This window comes from Pseudomonas sp. IT-P4 (assembly GCF_949767755.1).
Lineage (GTDB): Bacteria > Pseudomonadota > Gammaproteobacteria > Pseudomonadales > Pseudomonadaceae > Aquipseudomonas > Aquipseudomonas monachiensis.
Map to the genome: position 1 here is coordinate 210,161 of NZ_CATKPX010000056.1, position 16,105 is coordinate 226,265.

The window sequence follows — 16,105 nt, forward strand, 5'->3', positions numbered from 1 at the left end:
CATACCCGAGAGCGATGGTCGCGCCCAAGGTCAGAGCGAGTTGTCATTTCTCTCAGGCAACGGGTTGATCAGCATGAACAACCGGAACAGCACCACGCTGGTAAACAGTTGCAGGAAGCTGTGGGCACTGTCGATCAATAGTGAGATCACCGGGTTCTGCGGTTCCGGGTACGCCGCCAGCGTCACGCCCTTGAGCAGCCACAACGGCCCCATCACACACAGAATGCACAGCAGGATGCGCAAGAAATGCCCATGGGTCATGCGCAGGCTTTCCTTCATGGCCGCCAGCGGCGCCAGGCCGCGCAACACCAGCAGGTATTCGCCAAACGCCAGGGTCACCATCAAGTAGATACCGGGCAGGAAGTACAGCGACAGGCCCAGCAGAATCAGCACGGTATTGAGCGCCGTCAGCAGGGCGAAGCGCGGCCACAGGTAGGCGGACCTGGACAGCAGCTCGCGGTTGCTCGGCGATTCGCCTCGGCTGCGGGCGTCGAGAAACAGAATCAGCGCGGCGGTGTACAGCGGATACACCAGCAAGCCGACAATCACGCTGATGCCGGGGAAACTGTCCGGCTCGGTGGAATGGTCGACCACTTGTTGCAGCAGTGCCTCAAGCATCACCAGCGGCAGGCACAGTTGCACGATCTGGCCCAGATTGCGCTTGAAGAAATACAGGGAGTCACGCAGCACATCTAACGGATTCATCAGTTGGTATCGCAGGTTGGAAGCAGTGGCCCACTTTAACCGATCAAGCGCAGGGGGAAGCAAACGTAAACGTTCGGTAAAGGACATTGAAACATCTTGTTTCAGCCTCCATTAAGGTCGAGCACCTTATCCTCATTGGATAAAGGCAACGATTTCCCCGGCAATCTACGAGGTCGCCATGAACAGCGAAGAACAAACCCTGATCGATGGACTGTTTTCCCGGCTGCAACAGGCCGAAACGGACTCAGCCCCGCGCGACGCCCAGGCCGAGGCGCGGATCAAGGAACACCTGACGCGCCAGCCCGCGGCAGGTTATTTCATGACCCAGGCGATTCTGGTGCAAGAGGCGGCGATCAAGAGCCTCGATGAGCAGAACACACAACTGACCCGGCAAGTCCAGCAATTGCAGGCCGAACTGCAACAGGCCAAGGCCCAGGCGACCCCGGCTCCTGCGCCGAGTGGCGGTGGCTTTTTGTCGAGCATCTTTGGCGGCAACTCCCGCGAGCCACAGCCCGCATCAACCCAGAGCGCACCGCTGTCGAACGGTGGCTGGCGTGAGCCGGGACGCTCGTCGTTCGGTTCGCAGCCGCCACAGCAGAACATTCCACAACAGGGCTACGCACCCCAGCAGCAGGCTCCGGCAGCGGCCGGCAGCAGTTTCCTCGGTGGCGCGCTGAAAACCGCCGCCGGCGTGGCGGGTGGCGTGATGCTGGCACAAGGCATCAGCAGCCTGTTCCATCACAATCAGCAACCGGAAGTCGTCGAAGTCATCAAGGAAGAGCCGGCCCAGGTCAACGACCAGGGCAACAGTGGCTGGGGCGATGACCAGCGCATGGCCGGTAACGATTCCAGGAGCAACGATCAGGGCGGATTCAGCGACGCCGACTACAGCGATGACAGCTCATCGTTCTTCGGCGGCGACGACGATTCCTTCGTCTGACCTGTGGCGAGGGAGCTTGCTCCCTCGCCACATAGCTGATTATTCGCGGAACAATCCTTCGGGCTGGCATACTGGGCGACTTTTCGGGCCTGGTGCCTGATTCAGCCTCGAGGAAAGCCGGTGAAAAAAATCGCAGTGTTCGCCGATGTCCAGAACCTCTACTACACCGTGCGTCAGGCCTATGGTTGCCACTTCAACTACGCCGCACTGTGGGCTGACATCAGCAAACAGGGCGAGATCGTCGAAGCCTACGCCTACGCCATCGACCGTGGCGACAGCAAACAGCAGCAGTTCCAGCAGATCCTGCGCAACCTCGGTTTCACCGTGAAGCTCAAGCCGTACATCCAGCGCAGCGATGGTTCGGCCAAGGGCGACTGGGACGTGGGCATCACCCTCGACATCATGGATGCCGCCGACCATGTCGATGAAATCGTCCTGGCCTCCGGCGACGGTGATTTCGACATGCTGCTCGAACGCATCATCAGCAAACATGGGGTGCAAGCGGTGGCCTACGGGGTACCGGGCCTGACGGCCAACTCGCTGATCCGCGCCGCCAGCCGCTACGTGCCGATCGAAGGCGCGTTGCTGCTCAAGAATTGATTTTTACGGAGTTGAAACAGGTTTGGAACGCATAGCAGTCATCGACTTTGAAACCACCGGGATCTCCCCGAGCAGCAGCTGCCGGGCTACGGAAATCGCCGTGGTGATCCTTGAACAGGGGCGCATCGTCGAGCGTTACCAAAGCCTGATGAATGCCGGCGTGCGCGTCCCGGCCTTCATCGAACAACTCACCGGCATCAGCAACGCCATGCTGCGCACCGCGCCGTCGGCGGAGCAGGTGATGAATGAAGTGAATGAATTCGTCGGTACCACGCCATTGCTGGCGCACAACGCCGCGTTCGACCAGAAGTTCTGGGACTTCGAGCTCGGACGAATCAAACGCACCCGCTTGCAGAACTTTGCCTGCTCGCTGCTATTGGCCCGACGCCTGATGCCCGCCGCGCCGAACCACAAACTCGGCACCCTCACCACGTTCGCCAACTTGCCCCACACCGGCAAGGCCCACCGGGCGATGGCCGATGCCGAGATGGCGGCCAACCTGACGGCGCACCTGGCGGACGAACTGCGGCACAAGCATGGCTTGCGCGAGCTGTCCCATGATTTGCTGTGCAAGTTGCAGAAAGTGCCGGCGGCGAAAGTGGGCGAGCACCTAAAGCGTTATCGCTGATCCCGAAAACACCGCATAACCCCTGTAGGAGCTGCCGAGTGAAACGAGGCTGCGATCTCTTGATCTTGATCTTTAAAATCAAAGTCAAAAGATCGCAGCCTCGTTTCACTCGGCAGCTCCTACGGTCCCAAAGAAAGCTATTTGCCATTGCCTTCGATGTGCCCCAATGGCACCCGCTTCTCTATCGCACTCGACAACACAATCGACGTCTTGCTGAAGCCAAACGTGGCGATCCGGTTGATCAGTTCTTCCAGCTCCGGCATTGAGCCCACCGCCGCTTGCATGATCACGCACGGGTCGCCGGTCACCCGATGGCACTCGGTCAATTGCGGGATTTTGATCAGGTCGTCGTAGGCTTTCTGGTTACCGTGCTGGTTCAGGCGCAGTTCGATCACGCACTGGATCGGCAGGCCGAGCTTGGCCATGTCGACCTTCGCCTGATAACCGGTGATCACGCCGCTGGCTTCGAGCTTGGCCACGCGCTCGGCCACGGCCGGGGCAGACAGGTTGACCTTGCGCGCCAGGTCCGCGTAGGACGCACGACCGTTTTCCAGCAGGGCGCTGAGCAGCATGCGGTCGTACTTATCCATCGGGGTGACTCCTGAAAATGGCCAGCTTTCGAAAACATGGTTTATAGCGCTGAACTCCGTGTTTTGAAAAGTGTACTGGCGCTTTAAACAGGTTTTGTAACTTATTTTCCGACGCTGGCCTTTCTAGAATAGCCGTTCACTTGTCCTTGCCTGTGAGCTGCCCCCATGTCCGGCCTTCGTCGCTTTCCCTTACCCTTGATCGCTGCCTTCTTCGCCTTGTATGTGATTTGGGGCTCGACTTACCTGGTGATCCGCATCGGCGTGGAGTATTGGCCGCCACTGCTGCTCGCCGGCATCCGTTTCGTCATCGCCGGGACCTTGATGTATGCCTTCCTGCGCTGGCGTGGGGCGCCGGCACCGACCTGGGCGCAGTGGAAAGCTGCCGGGATCATCGGGATCTTGTTGCTGGCGTGCGGCAATGGCGCTGTGAGCGTGGCCGAACACACCGGCGTTGCTTCCGGTGTCGCGGCACTGGCAGTGGCGACGGTGCCGCTGTTTACCTTGCTCTGCGGATATTTCTGGGGCGCACGTAATACCCGTCTCGAATGGGCCGGGATTGTGCTCGGGCTGATCGGCATCGGCATGCTCAACCTCGGTTCCAACCTGCAATCAAGCCCGCTGGGTGCGGCGTTGCTGATTTTTGCGGCGGCGACCTGGGCCTTTGGCTCGGTGTGGAGCAAACATTTGCCATTGCCTCAGGGCGCGATGGCCAGTGCTGTGGAAATGCTGGTGGGCGGTGTGGTGTTGCTGATTGCCAGCGCAGTCAGTGGTGAGCAGCTGGAAAAGGTGCCGCCGATCGAAGGCTGGGCCGCGTTGGCGTATCTGACCGTGTTCGGTTCGATCATCGCCTTCAACGCCTACATGTATCTGTTGAAGCATGTGCGTCCGGCGGCGGCCACCAGTTATGCCTACGTCAACCCGGCGGTGGCGGTGTTGCTGGGGATCGTGTTCGTTGGCGAGACCATCGGCATCGAAGAAGCCCTGGCGATGGCGGTGATCATCAGTGCCGTGGTGTTGATCGGCTTGCCACAATGGCGCCGCACGCCAGAACGGCCAGTGGTGGTGACGGCAGTACCGACAGAATCCCGTGTGAATTAGGGTAAACTGCGCGGTATTGCATCTTGTTTTGCACACTTGTTTTGAACAACCCGCGCTGAATTTTCCTACGGTACTCCCATGACTTTCGCCACCCTTGGCCTGATCGAACCCTTGCTGCGCTCCCTCGAGACGCTCGGCTACCAGACACCGACGCCGGTTCAGGCGCAAGCCATTCCGGCAGTGCTGGCCGGTCGCGACCTGATGGCCGCCGCCCAGACCGGTACCGGCAAGACCGCCGGTTTCGCCCTGCCGCTGTTGCAACTGCTGGCCATGGAAGGGCCGAAAGTCACCGCCAACTCGGTTCGCGCGCTGATCCTGGTACCGACCCGCGAGCTGGCCGAGCAGGTTCACGAAGCCGTGCGCCAGTACGCCGAAAACCTGCCGCTGCGCACCTACGCGGTATACGGCGGCGTCAGCATCAACCCACAGATGATGAAACTGCGCAGCGGTGTCGACCTGTTGGTGGCGACCCCGGGCCGCTTGCTCGACCTGTTCCGCCAGAACGCGCTGAAGTTCAACCAGCTGCAGACCCTGGTGCTGGACGAAGCCGACCGCATGCTCGACCTGGGCTTTTCCGAGGAGTTGGCGAACATTTACCGCGCTCTTCCAAAGAAACGTCAGACGCTGCTGTTCTCCGCGACCTTCTCCGACGACATCCGCCTGCTGGCCGGGCAAATGCTCAACGATCCGCTGACCATCGAGGTCAGCCCGCGCAACGTTGCGGCCAATACGGTCAAGCAATGGATCGTGACGGTGGACAAGAAGCGCAAGCCGGAACTGTTCGTGCACCTGATGCGCAAGGGCAAGTGGAAGCAGGTGCTGGTGTTCGCCAAGACCCGCAACGGCGTGGATGCGCTGGTGGATAAACTCCAGGGCCTGGGCATCAACGCAGACGGCATCCACGGCGACAAACCCCAGGCGACTCGTCAGCGCGCACTGGATCGTTTCAAGGCCAGTGAAGTGCAGATCCTGGTCGCTACCGACGTGGCGGCCCGTGGCCTGGACATCGAAGACCTGCCGTTGGTGGTCAACTTCGATTTGCCGATTGTCGCTGAGGACTACATCCACCGTATCGGTCGTACCGGCCGCGCGGGCTCGACCGGCGAGGCGATTTCCCTGGTCTGCGCCGATGAAGTGAATCTGCTGTCGGCCATCGAGATGCTGACCCGCCAGACCTTGAAGCGGCAGAACGAGCCGGACTTCGAACCTGAACACCGCGTGCCGGACACCGATGCCAGTGGCCAGGTCGTCAAGAAGCCGAAAAAACCGAAGAAGCCCAAGGCTTCCGGTGGTGGCGGTGGTAAACGCAATCTGGGGCGGTGGGTTGATAGCGGAGAGGTTGCGCCGGCGGAACCTTCGATCAAGCCTGTGCGCAAAGTGCCGGTGTTCAATACCGGGCCGCGCAAGCGTAAGCCTTGATTTACCTCTGCGTCTGTTAGGCCGCCTTCGCGAGCAAGCCCGCTCCCACACTGGATCTGTGTTGTTCACAAATCCCCTGTGGGAGCGGGCTTGCTCGCGAAGGGCGCGCCTCGGTCTTCAGCCCTTGCGCTGCAACCATTCCACCATCCCCAACCCCGCCGCTCGCCCGCTGGCGAAACACGCGGTCAGCAGATAGCCGCCGGTCGGCGCTTCCCAATCGAGCATTTCCCCGGCGCAAAACACGCCAGGCAGTTGCTTGAGCATCAATCGCTCATCCATCGACTCGAACAACACACCGCCAGCACTGCTGATGGCCTCATCCAGTGGTCGGGTTTTCACCAGCGTCAGTGGCAATGCCTTGATCGATTTGGCCAGCAAGGCCATGTCGGCAAAGCAATCGGCGCTGGCCAGTTCACGCAATAGCGCCGCTTTTACGCCATCGATGCCCAACTGACTGTGCAAGTGCTTGGCCATGGAACGCGATCCCCGCGGCTTGCTCAACGCCGCTTGAACTTTATCCACAGGCCGGCCGGGCAACAGGTCCAGATGAATGGTTGCCGAGCCGTGCCGGTTGATTGCCTCGCGGATCGGTGCCGACAGGGCGTAGATCAGACTGCCTTCGATTCCGGTGGCGGTAATCACACATTCGCCAAGTCGCGGCACGTCATCGTTAAGGCCGATGGCGATGTTTTTCAGCGGCGCACCGGCGAATTTGCTGACCATCAATTCGCTCCAGGCCTGCACCTCGAAGCCGCAATTGCTCGGTTGCAATGGCGCCAATCCTACAGCCAGTTGCTCCAGTGCCAGCATCCATGCGCCGTCCGAACCCAGGCGCGACCAACTGCCGCCACCGAGGGCGAGCAGGGTGGCATCGGCTTGCACGGTTTTTTCGCCTTCCGGGCTGTCGATGCGCAATCCGCCACGCTCGTCCCAGCCGAGCCAGCGGTGGCGGGTGTGGATAACTACGCCGCTGTCGCGCAGGCGCTTGAGCCAGGCGCGCAGTAGTGGCGCGGCCTTCATGTCGGTGGGGAATACCCGGCCGGAACTGCCGACGAAGGTCTCGATGCCCAGGTCATGAATCCACTGGCACAGCGCTTCGGCGCCGAAGCCACGCAGCAGCGGGGCAATCTGCGGGGCGCGTTCGGCGTAGCGCGAGAGAAACGCCGGGTAGGCTTCGGAGTGCGTGATGTTCATGCCGCCGACGCCGGCCAGCAGGAATTTTCGTCCGACCGAGGGCATGCCGTCGTACAGGTCGACCTTGATCCCGGCCTGGCTCAACACTTCGGCCGCCATCAGACCGGCGGGGCCGCCGCCGATGATGGCGACGTGAGGGGGAAGGGGTGACGAGGATTGGGTCATGGGATGCGCTGCGGTCTGGCGGGATAAGCCGGGCATTCTACCAGCCCCGTCCCCACAGGGATGATCGGTGTATTGGAGGGCTGGTTAAAAAACAACCACCGTTCTGTAGCCTATACGCAGCATGGGCTACAGGCCCTTTCACTCAGGTTATCCACAGGCAGTTCCACAGGCATTGTGGGTAAAGCATCCACAACTCAGTGACAACCTGATGACTGCCAGACGCGCTGCGCGCTGTGATGGAGGATGCCGTGACGGCGGGCCAGGGCCTGGCGATCCTTGCTGTAGCCGCCGCCGATCACCCCGACCAGCGGAATGTCGCGGCCCAGGCAATGGCGCATCACGCTTTCATCGCGGGCGGCGACGCCTTCGTCTGTCAGATTCAGATAACCCAGGGCGTCGTCCTTGTGCACATCGACTCCGGCGTCATACAACACCAAGTCCGGCTGGTAGAGCGGCAACAGGTAGTTGAGTGCATCGTCCACCACCTTCAGGTAGTCGACATCGCCCATGCCGTTGGGCAGCGGAATGTCCCAGTCACTTTCGGCCTTGCGTGCGGGAAAGTTCTTCTCGCAGTGCAGGGAAACGGTCACCGCTTCCGGAGTGTTGTGCAGTATTCGCGCGGTCCCGTCGCCCTGATGCACATCGCAATCGAAGATCAGCACCCGATTCACCCGACCACTTTCCAGCAGGTAATGGCTGATCACCGCCAGGTCATTGAAGATGCAGAACCCGGCCGGGTAGTCGTAGTGCGCATGGTGGGTGCCGCCCGCCAGGTGGCAGGCCAGGCCATGCTCCAGCGCCTGCTCGGCTGCCAGCAACGAGCCGCCCACCGCCCGCACCGTACGCCGGGCCAGGGCTTCGTTCCAGGGCAGGCCGAGGCGGCGCTGGTCTTCGCGGGATAATTCGCCACTCATGTAGCGCTCGATGTATGAAGGGTCATGGGCGAGGGCGAGAATCTCTGCGGGACACAGTTCCGGGCGCAACAGGTCGGCATCGCGGGTCAGGCCGCTGTCCACCAGGTGATCGCGCAACAGGCGGAACTTGTCCATGGGGAAGCGGTGATCCGCCGGAAACTCGGGGCTGTAGTCTTCGTGATAAATCAGCGGGAGCGGCATGATGATTTCATTCAGGAATGAGAGAAGAATCCTACCAGCGTTGTAGACTTGCGGCATGCAAACGGAGGGCGGGGAGCAATGGAGCCAATACTGGAACTTGAAAGCGCCCGGCTGCTGTTGCGCCAGTGGCGCGATGAAGATTTACCTGACTTTGCGGCGATGTGTGCCGATCCGCAGGTGATGCGCTATTTCCCGGCAACCTTGAGCCGACTGGAAAGCGCATCATTGATCGGGCGAATCCGTGGTCATTTCGCCGAGCACGGTTATGGTCTCTGGGCTTTGCAGCGCAAGGACTCTGGCCAGTTCATCGGGTTTACCGGGCTTGGCGTAGTCGGTTTCGATGCACCCTTTACCCCGGCCACGGAAATCGGCTGGCGCCTGGCCCGCGAGCACTGGGGGTTGGGTTACGCCAGTGAAGCGGCGTGGACCGCTCTGCGCTGCGGGTTCGACCGCTTGCCGCTGAAAGAGGTCGTGGCCTTCACTACGCAAACCAACCTGCCGTCAGAGAAAGTCATGCAGGCCATCGGCATGCACCATGATCCGGAAAATGACTTCGATCACCCGCGACTCGACGTCGATCATCCGTTGCGTCGGCATGTGCTGTATCGCATCAGCCGGGAGCAATGGCTGCAAACCTTGCATGGATAACCTGACACGGACGTTTACAATGGCCCCATGGGTAGAGTCCAGAAACTGAATCGAGCGTTGCAGCCAAGGCTGCGCGGCAATGTTTTGCGTGAGGAGCATCTGAATGAGCCAAGTGTTGGATGATCTGGTCGACCTGCTGACCCTGGAACCGATCGAAGAAAACCTGTTCCGTGGCCGTAGCCAGGATCTGGGCTTTCGTCAGCTGTTCGGTGGTCAGGTACTCGGTCAGTCGCTGTCGGCGGCCAGTCAGACGGTGGAAGAGGCGCGCCATGTGCATTCGATGCACGGCTATTTCCTGCGACCGGGCGATGCCGGGTTGCCGGTGGTGTATCAGGTTGACCGGGTGCGTGACGGTGGCAGTTTCAGCACGCGCCGGGTGACGGCGATCCAGAAGGGCCACCCGATCTTCACCTGTAGTGCGTCGTTCCAGTACGACGAAGAAGGCTTCCAGCACCAGTCCGAAATGCCGCAAGTGGTCGGTCCGGAAAACCTGCCATCGGAGCTGGAGATCACCCAGCAGCGCGCGCACCTGATCCCCGAGAAAATGCGCGAAAAATTGCTGTGCCCTAAGCCGATCGAATTTCGCCCGGTGACCGAGAAAGATCCCTACAACCCGCTGCCCTCCGATCCGGTCAAGTACGTCTGGTTCCGCGCCGACGGGGCGTTGGCCGATTCGCCGGCGCTGCATAAATACCTGCTGGCCTATGCCTCGGACTTCGGTCTGCTGGTCACCTCGATGCAGCCCCATGGCAAAACGGTCTGGAACAAGGACATGCAGGTGGCCAGCCTCGATCACGCGTTGTGGTTCCACCAGGATCTGCGTGCCGATGACTGGTTGCTTTACGCAATGGACAGTCCATGGGCCGGCAACTCCCGTGGATTCTCCCGTGGCAGCGTGTTCAACCGTGCCGGACAATTGGTGGCCTCGGTCACCCAGGAAGGCTTGATCCGTCATCGCAAGGATTGGGCATGAGCCTGGCCGACGTGCGTCACTGGGTGTTCGACATGGACGGCACCCTGACCGTGGCCGTGCACGACTTCGCGGCGATTCGCGTGGCATTGGCGATCCCTGCCGAACGCGACATCCTGACCCACCTCTCCGCACTGCCGGCCGATGAAGCCGCAGCCAAACATGCGTGGCTGCTGGAGCATGAGCGGGACCTGGCCCTCGGTTCGCAACCGGCACCGGGTGCGGTGGAATTGGTGCGCGAACTGGCCGGGCGCGGTTATCGCCTGGGCATTCTCACGCGCAATGCCCGGGAGCTGGCACATGTCACGCTGGAGGCCATTGGCCTGGCCGACTGCTTTGCGCTGGAGGATGTATTGGGCCGCGATGATGCGCCGCCCAAGCCGCATCCGGGCGGGTTGCTGAAACTGGCCGAAGCGTGGAAGGTCCCGGCGAGCGAGATGGTGATGGTTGGCGACTACCGCTTCGATCTCGATTGTGGGCGGGCGGCGGGAGCGCGGACTGTATTGGTGAATCTGCCGGATAATCCATGGCCGGAATTGACTGATTGGCATGCGGCGGATTGTGTCGAGTTGCGGCAGATGCTGTTGGCTTGAGTGCTTCGTTGCCTGGTCAACCGCTTTCGCGAGCAAGCCCAGGCACTACAAGAGTCATTGCCCAAACAACGCCTTCTGCCCCTCCGGCGATGTAAACATCCCATCCCCATCATGTCCAACCCCGGGCACTTCAATCAGTTGCTGCTTCAACCCTTGCGGTTGCAACCGCTTCAGATAATCGAAGTAGTAACGCCCGCGGGCCAATCGAGACGGCCCTTGCGCTTTGGCCTCACAACTCTTGTCCAGCGCCGGATGGTTCGGATCGATGTCCTGCTGCCCCAGCAGATAAACGACTTCACGCTTGAGGTAACTTTCCTGCAACTGCGCGGCGGTTTGTCCTTCGGCGTAGGCCGGTAAATCCGCCAGCCCGTACTTCCAGCGATTGAAATTCGGGCAACCGGCGTGGCTGAACGCCACCGGTCGACGCTCATCGAAATAAGCGTAGGAGGACGGATTGGCGATCACGTAGCGCACCTGCACGCCGGCCGCATCGAGCTCGGATTGCGCGTGGCCGAGCAATGCATAGCGCTGAACCACTTGCGCGCCACCGGAGTGCCCGGCGATGACGATTTGCTTCACATCCGGAAACTGCTGATGGTCACCCAAGCGGGCGATGATTTCGTCGAGCGCCGCGTAGGAGCTCAGCCGAAACGGTGCCGTGGATTCGCCGCCGGCCATCCATTCATTGCCTTGCCAGCGCAAAACGGTGTCGGCCACCGGATGGACCGCAACGTCAGTTTCATTGAGGAATTGCGGGGCGATCACCAGGGTCGTTGCGCTTTGCCCGGCCAGTTCGGCGGCGTGCTCACCGCTCTGCAGGTAGGTTTGCGCGTTGCGCAAGCGACCATGGAGGATGATCAGCACCCGTTCGATTTTTGCCGGGGCGGGGCTGATGCCCACCGCGATTTCACCTGACTTCAACAGCAGGCGCCCTGAGCTGAGTTCCTTGACCCCAGGCTCGGCGGCCTGGGACGTTGCGCAAGTAAACAGAACAACCAGCAACCACTTCTTCATTTACAGATTTTTCGCCGCAAAGGTATCGCACTGGCCAACCTGGCCTTGGGCGAAACCGGTTTTGAACCAGCGCACCCGTTGCGCTGACGTACCGTGGGTGAACGAGTCCGGGACTACACGGCCCTGACCCTGCTGCTGCAAACGATCGTCACCAATGGCGTTCGCGGCATTCAGTGCTTCTTCGATGTCGCCCGGCTCCAGCCAGTTCAGGCGCTTCTGCGCATTGTTGGCCCAGACGCCGGCCAGGCAATCGGCCTGAAGTTCCTGGCGAACCAGCAAACCACCGTCGCCCTCCATCTGCCGGCCTTGCTGGCGTGCGGCCTGAATTTTCGCGGACACCCCGAGCAAGGTCTGCACATGGTGTCCGACTTCGTGAGCGATCACGTAGGCCTGGGCGAAGTCGCCCGCAGCGGAAAAGCGTTGGGACATTTCCTGGAAGAACGCCATGTCCAGGTAGACCTTCTGGTCGGCCGGGCAATAGAAGGGGCCGGTCGCCGAGGTGGCCAGACCGCAGGCCGAATTCACGCGGTTGCTGAACAACACCAGGGTCGGGTCCTTATATTGGCGGCCGGCCTGCTGGAATATCGCGCCCCAGGTGTCTTCGGTGTCGCCGAGGATCGAGCGCACGAATTCAGCGCTCTCATCATTGGCCGGCGGTGCCTGGCGACTCTGGTTGGTGGCGGGCGCCGATTGCTGCTCCATTTGCCCGGTCAGTTGTCCGAGGATTTGCAACGGATCCTGGCCGGTGATCCAGCCGATGCCGACAATCAAGAGGATCGCCGTCAGGCTCAGGCCCTTGCCACCGCCAAAACGCATGCCACCGCCACCGCCACCGCCGCCAACATCATCGCCCCGGGCGTCGACCACGTTGTCGCTGCGTCGGCCTTTTTTCCATAGCATGTGGGAATCCTCTTCTGTTCCGGGTAAAACTCTGTGCGATGAGTGTTGCTGCCAAGTGGGAGGGGCGCCAGTCCGGCCGTCCGTCTTTTTTCCGCGCACAGGTCAATTCCCGGCTACCCGTGAAGGGCTGCCGAGAAGGTTTCAGGCTTGTATTGAACACGGATAACCCATCGAATTCCGTAGGACGATGGTTTTTTATCGTGAGGGCGATCGCCGGTCTTGCGGATTATTCGTCGAACGCATCCCATCCCGGCGCAAAGTCGGGGCTGACCTGACGCTCGCGTTTGGACAGGCTGGCGATCAAGGCACGGTCTTCATCATCCAGTCGCACATCCATCGCCGCGAGATTGGCCAATTGATTGGACTCGCTGCTGGCCTTGGGCGCCAGGCCTTGCTCCCTGAACGACACCAGGGTTTCTATGGTGCGCGGCAAATCCCAATCGGTGGATGGCTAATGGAGCATGAACAGGTCGACGTATTCGCTGCGCAGGCTTTGAGGCAGGTCTTCGTTGTTGTAGACCGCTGCCGTGTCGATGTGCCGGTAACCCAGAGCCAGAGCCTGCTCCACGGCACGGGTGCATTCCTCGCCGAGCATTGGCCAGGTGCCGAGGCCGAGTTTCGGCATGTTCAAACCCTGTGCGTTAACGATGTGCTGCATGGTCGATCTCCTTTTCATAAGCCGTGACGCCTGCGATGTGGCGCGCGGCGATGTAGCCGAACGTCAGCGCCGGGCCGAGATTGATGCCGCCAGCGGGGTAGTGACCGCCCATGATGCTGGCCATGTCGCCGCCCGCCGCGTACAGGCCGGCGATGGGTTGTGCCGCGCTATCCAGGACCTGGGCATGTTGGTTGACCTTGAGCCCGGCGAAGGTGCCGAAGCAGCCCGGCTGGACTTTCACGGCATAGAAGGGGCCTTGTTCGATCGGCGCGACGCATGGGTTGGGTCGTTGCAGTGCGTCACCCTGCTTGCGGTTGTAGGGCGTGGAGCCACGACCGAACTGCGGGTCCTCACCGTTGCGCGCGTGGCGGTTGTAGTCCGACACGGTGCTGCGCAAGCCAACCGGGTCGATGCCGCAGGCTGCAGCCAATTCCTCAAGGGTGTTGCCGGTTTTCAGATAGCCGCTGCGGATGAAGGATGACAGCGGCACCGGAAATGGCCGAGAGATGCCCAGGCCATATCGACGCTGAAAGCCATGGGTGCAGATCAGCCACGACGCCACTTCTTCACCCGGCGGGGCGGCGGCGACCATGGCCGTGACGTAGTCGTAGTAGCCGTTGGCTTCATTGACGAAGCGCTGGCCGTTGCTCAGCACACCGATGATGCCGGGTTTGCCCCGCTCGATGATGTGCGGGAAGTGTCCCGTGCTGCCGTCGCTGTGCGGCACTTGCGAAACCGGCGCCCAAGCGACGGCGGACGCCATGTCGCTATTGACCCGGGCACCGGCACTTTCGCCCAGGCGCAGGCCATCGCCGCAAACGCCGAGGGGCGGCAAGGCCAGATGTTCATGCCCGGTCGGTGTGCGGGGGAACAGTGCCTTGCGGCGTTGGATGTCATTGGCGAAACCACCCGCGGCGAGCACCACGGCCTTGCGTGCATGGATGCGCACCGAGCCTTTGGCGGTGATGACCACTGCACCTCGTACCTGATCATTCTCGCGCAGCAATCGGCTCACGGGCGCTGATTCCCAGAGCAACACGCCGAGGTCATCGGCGGATTTCGCCAGGCGTGCCACCAAGGCCACGCCGTTGACCAACTGCATCGCCCGGCCATGCATGGCGAGATCGAACAGGTGCCGGCTGAAACGCCGCGTAACGTGCCAGGCCGCCGACAGCGAACGGGTCAGGTTGAGGAATGCCGTGAGGTCCGCCCCCGCCATGATCGGCATGCCCATGAACGATGTTTCCCGCATGGTTTTGCGCAGGCGCTTGAGTAGCGCGCCGACTTTTCGTGCGTCGTAAGGGGCGGCGATCACCGATCGTCCTCCGGTGCCGGCCCCGGGCGTGTCGCCATGAATGTCGGCGATGGCGTTGCCGTCGGCGAACTGCAGCGAGGTGTGCTGCTCGAAGAACGACACCATCCGCGGGCCGGCTTCCAGGAAAGCGTCGATCATCGCCGGATCAAAGCGCTCGCCCAGTTCGTGTTTCAGGTAAGTGCGCGGCAGTTCAACGTCTTCGACAATGCCCGCGCGCCGGGCCAGCGGGTTGCAAGGGACCCAGGCCCAGCCACCGGACCAGGCCGTGGCACCGCCGAACACCGGGTCTTTTTCCACCACTATGACTTTCAGCCCATGCCACGCGGCGGTCACGGCCGTCGACAGTCCCGCCGCACCGGAGCCAACAATCAGCACATCGCAGTCGATGTCGGGAAGAAAGTGCGCTTCGGCAGGCATTGTTTGAGCTCCGGTGTTCTATTATTTTGGAATCTGGTTCCAGAAAATATAAGAATCGGGTGAGGTCGAACAAGTCTGGAGGGTGTAAAGCGGGCGGTTATCGAACGCTCAGTTCCAGATTTCGCATTCGTGTGGTTGTCTTCTAGAATCGAGCAAATTTTGCGTGGAAGCGACCATGGCTGGCAGTCAGATCGAACGTGTTTTCAGTGTGCTCGAAAGCCTCACCAGCGATCCCCGTGGCCTGCCGATGCAGACCCTGGCGGAGCAACTGGACATCCCCAAGAGCGCGACCCATCGCCTGCTGGCCGAGCTGATCCGCCTCGGTTATGTGCGGCAGAATCCGGATAATTTGCGTTATCACCTTTCGACCAAACTGGTGGCGATGGGCTTCCGTTACCTGTCGAGCAGCGGTGCCGACATTGTGCAGCCGGTGCTTGACCGCCTGGCGCAGGAAACCGGCGAACTGGTGCGCCTGGGCGTGATCGACGGCGAGCGTCAGACCTGGATCGCCAAATCCCAGGGCGCGCGCTCCGGTCTGCGTTACGACCCGGACATGGGCCGCGACGCGCCGTTGTTCTACACCGCCTCGGGGCATGCGTGGCTGGCGTGCATGAGCGATGCCGAAGCCTTGTCGCTGGTGGAGCGGCAGGGCGCGCAGGTGCCGGAACATGTGGGGCCGAACGCGCCGCGCTCGAACATCGAATTGCTCGAACGCCTGCGTCTGGCGCGGGAGCAGGGCTATGCCTGGGTCGAGGAGAGTTCGGCGGTGGGCACTTCGGCGATTGCGGCAGTGGTGCGCCATCCCGCCGATGGGCGGGTGATCGGGGTGCTCAGCATCGCCGGGCCGAGCGCGCGGATGCCGGGAGCGCGGTTGCATGAGCTGGCGCCGTTGTTGCTGGCTTACACCGAGGAGTTGTCGGCGGCGAGTCTGGCGTCGGAGTTGTTCAGCTAAGGCCTGCGCAAATCGACTGTGGGAGGCTTGCTCGCGAATGCAGTGGGTCATGCGATCTGGATGGCGACTGACACACCGCATTCGCGAGCAAGCCCGCTCCCACATTTTGAACAGTGTTCAGCCTGAGAAGCTGTGCGCTGTTCGAACACTTTCAGGACAGGTCTGTGTAAGAATCTGGAACCAG

Annotated in this window: 16 protein-coding genes and 1 pseudogene; 9 read left to right on the top strand and 8 right to left on the bottom strand. The window is 61.5% G+C overall.

Annotation, left to right across the window (positions count from 1 at the left end; genetic code table 11):
• Positions 1 to 30 precede the first annotated feature (30 nt).
• Positions 31 to 705: a YciC family protein gene (locus ACM6IT_RS22280; RefSeq protein ID WP_414918711.1), complete on the bottom strand. Its 675-nt coding sequence runs from the start codon at positions 703 to 705 to the stop codon at positions 31 to 33.
• Positions 706 to 883: 178 nt separating this feature from the next.
• On the opposite strand from ACM6IT_RS22280, the gene ACM6IT_RS22285 reads away from it, so the two are divergent.
• The 3 genes from ACM6IT_RS22285 (at position 884) to ACM6IT_RS22295 (ending at position 2,873) form a co-directional block, all read left to right on the top strand.
• Positions 884 to 1,645 (top strand): DUF2076 domain-containing protein, encoded by a 762-nt coding sequence (locus ACM6IT_RS22285; RefSeq protein WP_414918712.1) that lies wholly within the window; start codon positions 884 to 886, stop codon positions 1,643 to 1,645.
• Positions 1,646 to 1,765: 120 nt separating this feature from the next.
• The gene (locus ACM6IT_RS22290; RefSeq protein WP_007990686.1) at positions 1,766 to 2,245 is read left to right on the top strand and encodes an NYN domain-containing protein; all 480 of its coding nucleotides are present in this window, start codon (positions 1,766 to 1,768) and stop codon (positions 2,243 to 2,245) included.
• A gap of 22 nt (positions 2,246 to 2,267) precedes the next feature.
• On the top strand, positions 2,268 to 2,873 hold the full coding sequence (locus ACM6IT_RS22295; protein ID WP_056728794.1) for a PolC-type DNA polymerase III: 606 nt from the start codon (positions 2,268 to 2,270) through the stop codon (positions 2,871 to 2,873).
• A gap of 137 nt (positions 2,874 to 3,010) precedes the next feature.
• Here ACM6IT_RS22295 and ACM6IT_RS22300 read toward each other — a convergent pair whose 3' ends face one another.
• Positions 3,011 to 3,463 (bottom strand): Lrp/AsnC family transcriptional regulator, encoded by a 453-nt coding sequence (locus ACM6IT_RS22300; RefSeq protein ID WP_007990688.1) that lies wholly within the window; start codon positions 3,461 to 3,463, stop codon positions 3,011 to 3,013.
• Between the two features lie 165 nt (positions 3,464 to 3,628).
• Between ACM6IT_RS22300 and yedA the strand changes: the two genes are divergently transcribed.
• Together yedA and ACM6IT_RS22310 are read left to right on the top strand one after the other, a co-directional pair.
• On the top strand, positions 3,629 to 4,561 hold the full coding sequence (gene yedA / locus ACM6IT_RS22305; RefSeq protein ID WP_223542006.1) for a drug/metabolite exporter YedA: 933 nt from the start codon (positions 3,629 to 3,631) through the stop codon (positions 4,559 to 4,561).
• A 78-nt stretch (positions 4,562 to 4,639) separates the two neighbouring features.
• On the top strand, positions 4,640 to 5,980 hold the full coding sequence (locus ACM6IT_RS22310; protein WP_150726987.1) for a DEAD/DEAH box helicase: 1,341 nt from the start codon (positions 4,640 to 4,642) through the stop codon (positions 5,978 to 5,980).
• Between the two features lie 117 nt (positions 5,981 to 6,097).
• Here the strand turns inward: ACM6IT_RS22310 and ACM6IT_RS22315 are convergent, their stop codons facing one another.
• Positions 6,098 to 7,339, bottom strand: a complete 1,242-nt coding sequence (locus ACM6IT_RS22315) for a TIGR03862 family flavoprotein (RefSeq protein WP_414918713.1) — start codon at positions 7,337 to 7,339, stop codon at positions 6,098 to 6,100.
• A gap of 194 nt (positions 7,340 to 7,533) precedes the next feature.
• A complete protein-coding gene (locus ACM6IT_RS22320; protein ID WP_414914843.1) occupies positions 7,534 to 8,454 on the bottom strand; it encodes a histone deacetylase in 921 nt (306 codons plus the stop codon).
• 78 nt (positions 8,455 to 8,532) lie between these two features.
• Between ACM6IT_RS22320 and ACM6IT_RS22325 the strand changes: the two genes are divergently transcribed.
• The 3 genes from ACM6IT_RS22325 (at position 8,533) to ACM6IT_RS22335 (ending at position 10,665) form a co-directional block, all read left to right on the top strand.
• Positions 8,533 to 9,102 carry a GNAT family N-acetyltransferase gene (locus ACM6IT_RS22325; RefSeq protein WP_056728786.1) on the top strand — a complete coding sequence of 190 codons (570 nt, stop codon included), beginning with the start codon at positions 8,533 to 8,535 and terminating at the stop codon, positions 9,100 to 9,102.
• Between the two features lie 103 nt (positions 9,103 to 9,205).
• A complete protein-coding gene (gene tesB, locus ACM6IT_RS22330) occupies positions 9,206 to 10,075 on the top strand; it encodes an acyl-CoA thioesterase II (protein WP_056728784.1) in 870 nt (289 codons plus the stop codon).
• The gene (locus ACM6IT_RS22335) at positions 10,072 to 10,665 is read left to right on the top strand and encodes an HAD family hydrolase (protein WP_414918714.1); all 594 of its coding nucleotides are present in this window, start codon (positions 10,072 to 10,074) and stop codon (positions 10,663 to 10,665) included. Before tesB ends, ACM6IT_RS22335 begins: the two co-directional genes overlap by 4 nt.
• A gap of 54 nt (positions 10,666 to 10,719) precedes the next feature.
• Here the strand turns inward: ACM6IT_RS22335 and ACM6IT_RS22340 are convergent, their stop codons facing one another.
• From ACM6IT_RS22340 to ACM6IT_RS22355, 4 genes and pseudogenes are all read right to left on the bottom strand, one after another.
• Positions 10,720 to 11,679, bottom strand: a complete 960-nt coding sequence (locus ACM6IT_RS22340; protein ID WP_056728780.1) for an alpha/beta hydrolase — start codon at positions 11,677 to 11,679, stop codon at positions 10,720 to 10,722.
• Entirely contained in the window at positions 11,680 to 12,579 is a 900-nt protein-coding gene (locus ACM6IT_RS22345) for a neutral zinc metallopeptidase (RefSeq protein WP_414918715.1), read from the bottom strand.
• Between the two features lie 226 nt (positions 12,580 to 12,805).
• Positions 12,806 to 13,237 (bottom strand): annotated as a pseudogene (locus tag ACM6IT_RS22350) (hypothetical protein).
• Positions 13,221 to 14,969 carry an FAD-dependent oxidoreductase gene (locus ACM6IT_RS22355; RefSeq protein ID WP_414918716.1) on the bottom strand — a complete coding sequence of 583 codons (1,749 nt, stop codon included), beginning with the start codon at positions 14,967 to 14,969 and terminating at the stop codon, positions 13,221 to 13,223. The pseudogene ACM6IT_RS22350 and the gene ACM6IT_RS22355 overlap by 17 nt, the downstream one beginning before the upstream one ends.
• 175 nt (positions 14,970 to 15,144) lie before the next feature.
• Between ACM6IT_RS22355 and ACM6IT_RS22360 the strand changes: the two genes are divergently transcribed.
• On the top strand, positions 15,145 to 15,921 hold the full coding sequence (locus tag ACM6IT_RS22360; protein WP_056728773.1) for an IclR family transcriptional regulator: 777 nt from the start codon (positions 15,145 to 15,147) through the stop codon (positions 15,919 to 15,921).
• Positions 15,922 to 16,105 lie beyond the last annotated feature (184 nt).

Coding starts and splice junctions, on each gene's coding strand:
- ACM6IT_RS22280 (WP_414918711.1), bottom strand. CDS start 705: ATGAATCCGTTAGATGTGCTGCGTGACTCCCTGTATTTCTTCAAGCGC.
- ACM6IT_RS22285 (WP_414918712.1), top strand. CDS start 884: ATGAACAGCGAAGAACAAACCCTGATCGATGGACTGTTTTCCCGGCTG.
- ACM6IT_RS22300 (WP_007990688.1), bottom strand. CDS start 3,463: ATGGATAAGTACGACCGCATGCTGCTCAGCGCCCTGCTGGAAAACGGT.
- yedA (WP_223542006.1), top strand. CDS start 3,629: ATGTCCGGCCTTCGTCGCTTTCCCTTACCCTTGATCGCTGCCTTCTTC.
- ACM6IT_RS22310 (WP_150726987.1), top strand. CDS start 4,640: ATGACTTTCGCCACCCTTGGCCTGATCGAACCCTTGCTGCGCTCCCTC.
- ACM6IT_RS22315 (WP_414918713.1), bottom strand. CDS start 7,339: ATGACCCAATCCTCGTCACCCCTTCCCCCTCACGTCGCCATCATCGGC.
- ACM6IT_RS22320 (WP_414914843.1), bottom strand. CDS start 8,454: ATGCCGCTCCCGCTGATTTATCACGAAGACTACAGCCCCGAGTTTCCG.
- ACM6IT_RS22325 (WP_056728786.1), top strand. CDS start 8,533: ATGGAGCCAATACTGGAACTTGAAAGCGCCCGGCTGCTGTTGCGCCAG.
- tesB (WP_056728784.1), top strand. CDS start 9,206: ATGAGCCAAGTGTTGGATGATCTGGTCGACCTGCTGACCCTGGAACCG.
- ACM6IT_RS22335 (WP_414918714.1), top strand. CDS start 10,072: ATGAGCCTGGCCGACGTGCGTCACTGGGTGTTCGACATGGACGGCACC.
- ACM6IT_RS22340 (WP_056728780.1), bottom strand. CDS start 11,679: ATGAAGAAGTGGTTGCTGGTTGTTCTGTTTACTTGCGCAACGTCCCAG.
- ACM6IT_RS22345 (WP_414918715.1), bottom strand. CDS start 12,579: ATGCTATGGAAAAAAGGCCGACGCAGCGACAACGTGGTCGACGCCCGG.
- ACM6IT_RS22355 (WP_414918716.1), bottom strand. CDS start 14,969: ATGCCTGCCGAAGCGCACTTTCTTCCCGACATCGACTGCGATGTGCTG.
- ACM6IT_RS22360 (WP_056728773.1), top strand. CDS start 15,145: ATGGCTGGCAGTCAGATCGAACGTGTTTTCAGTGTGCTCGAAAGCCTC.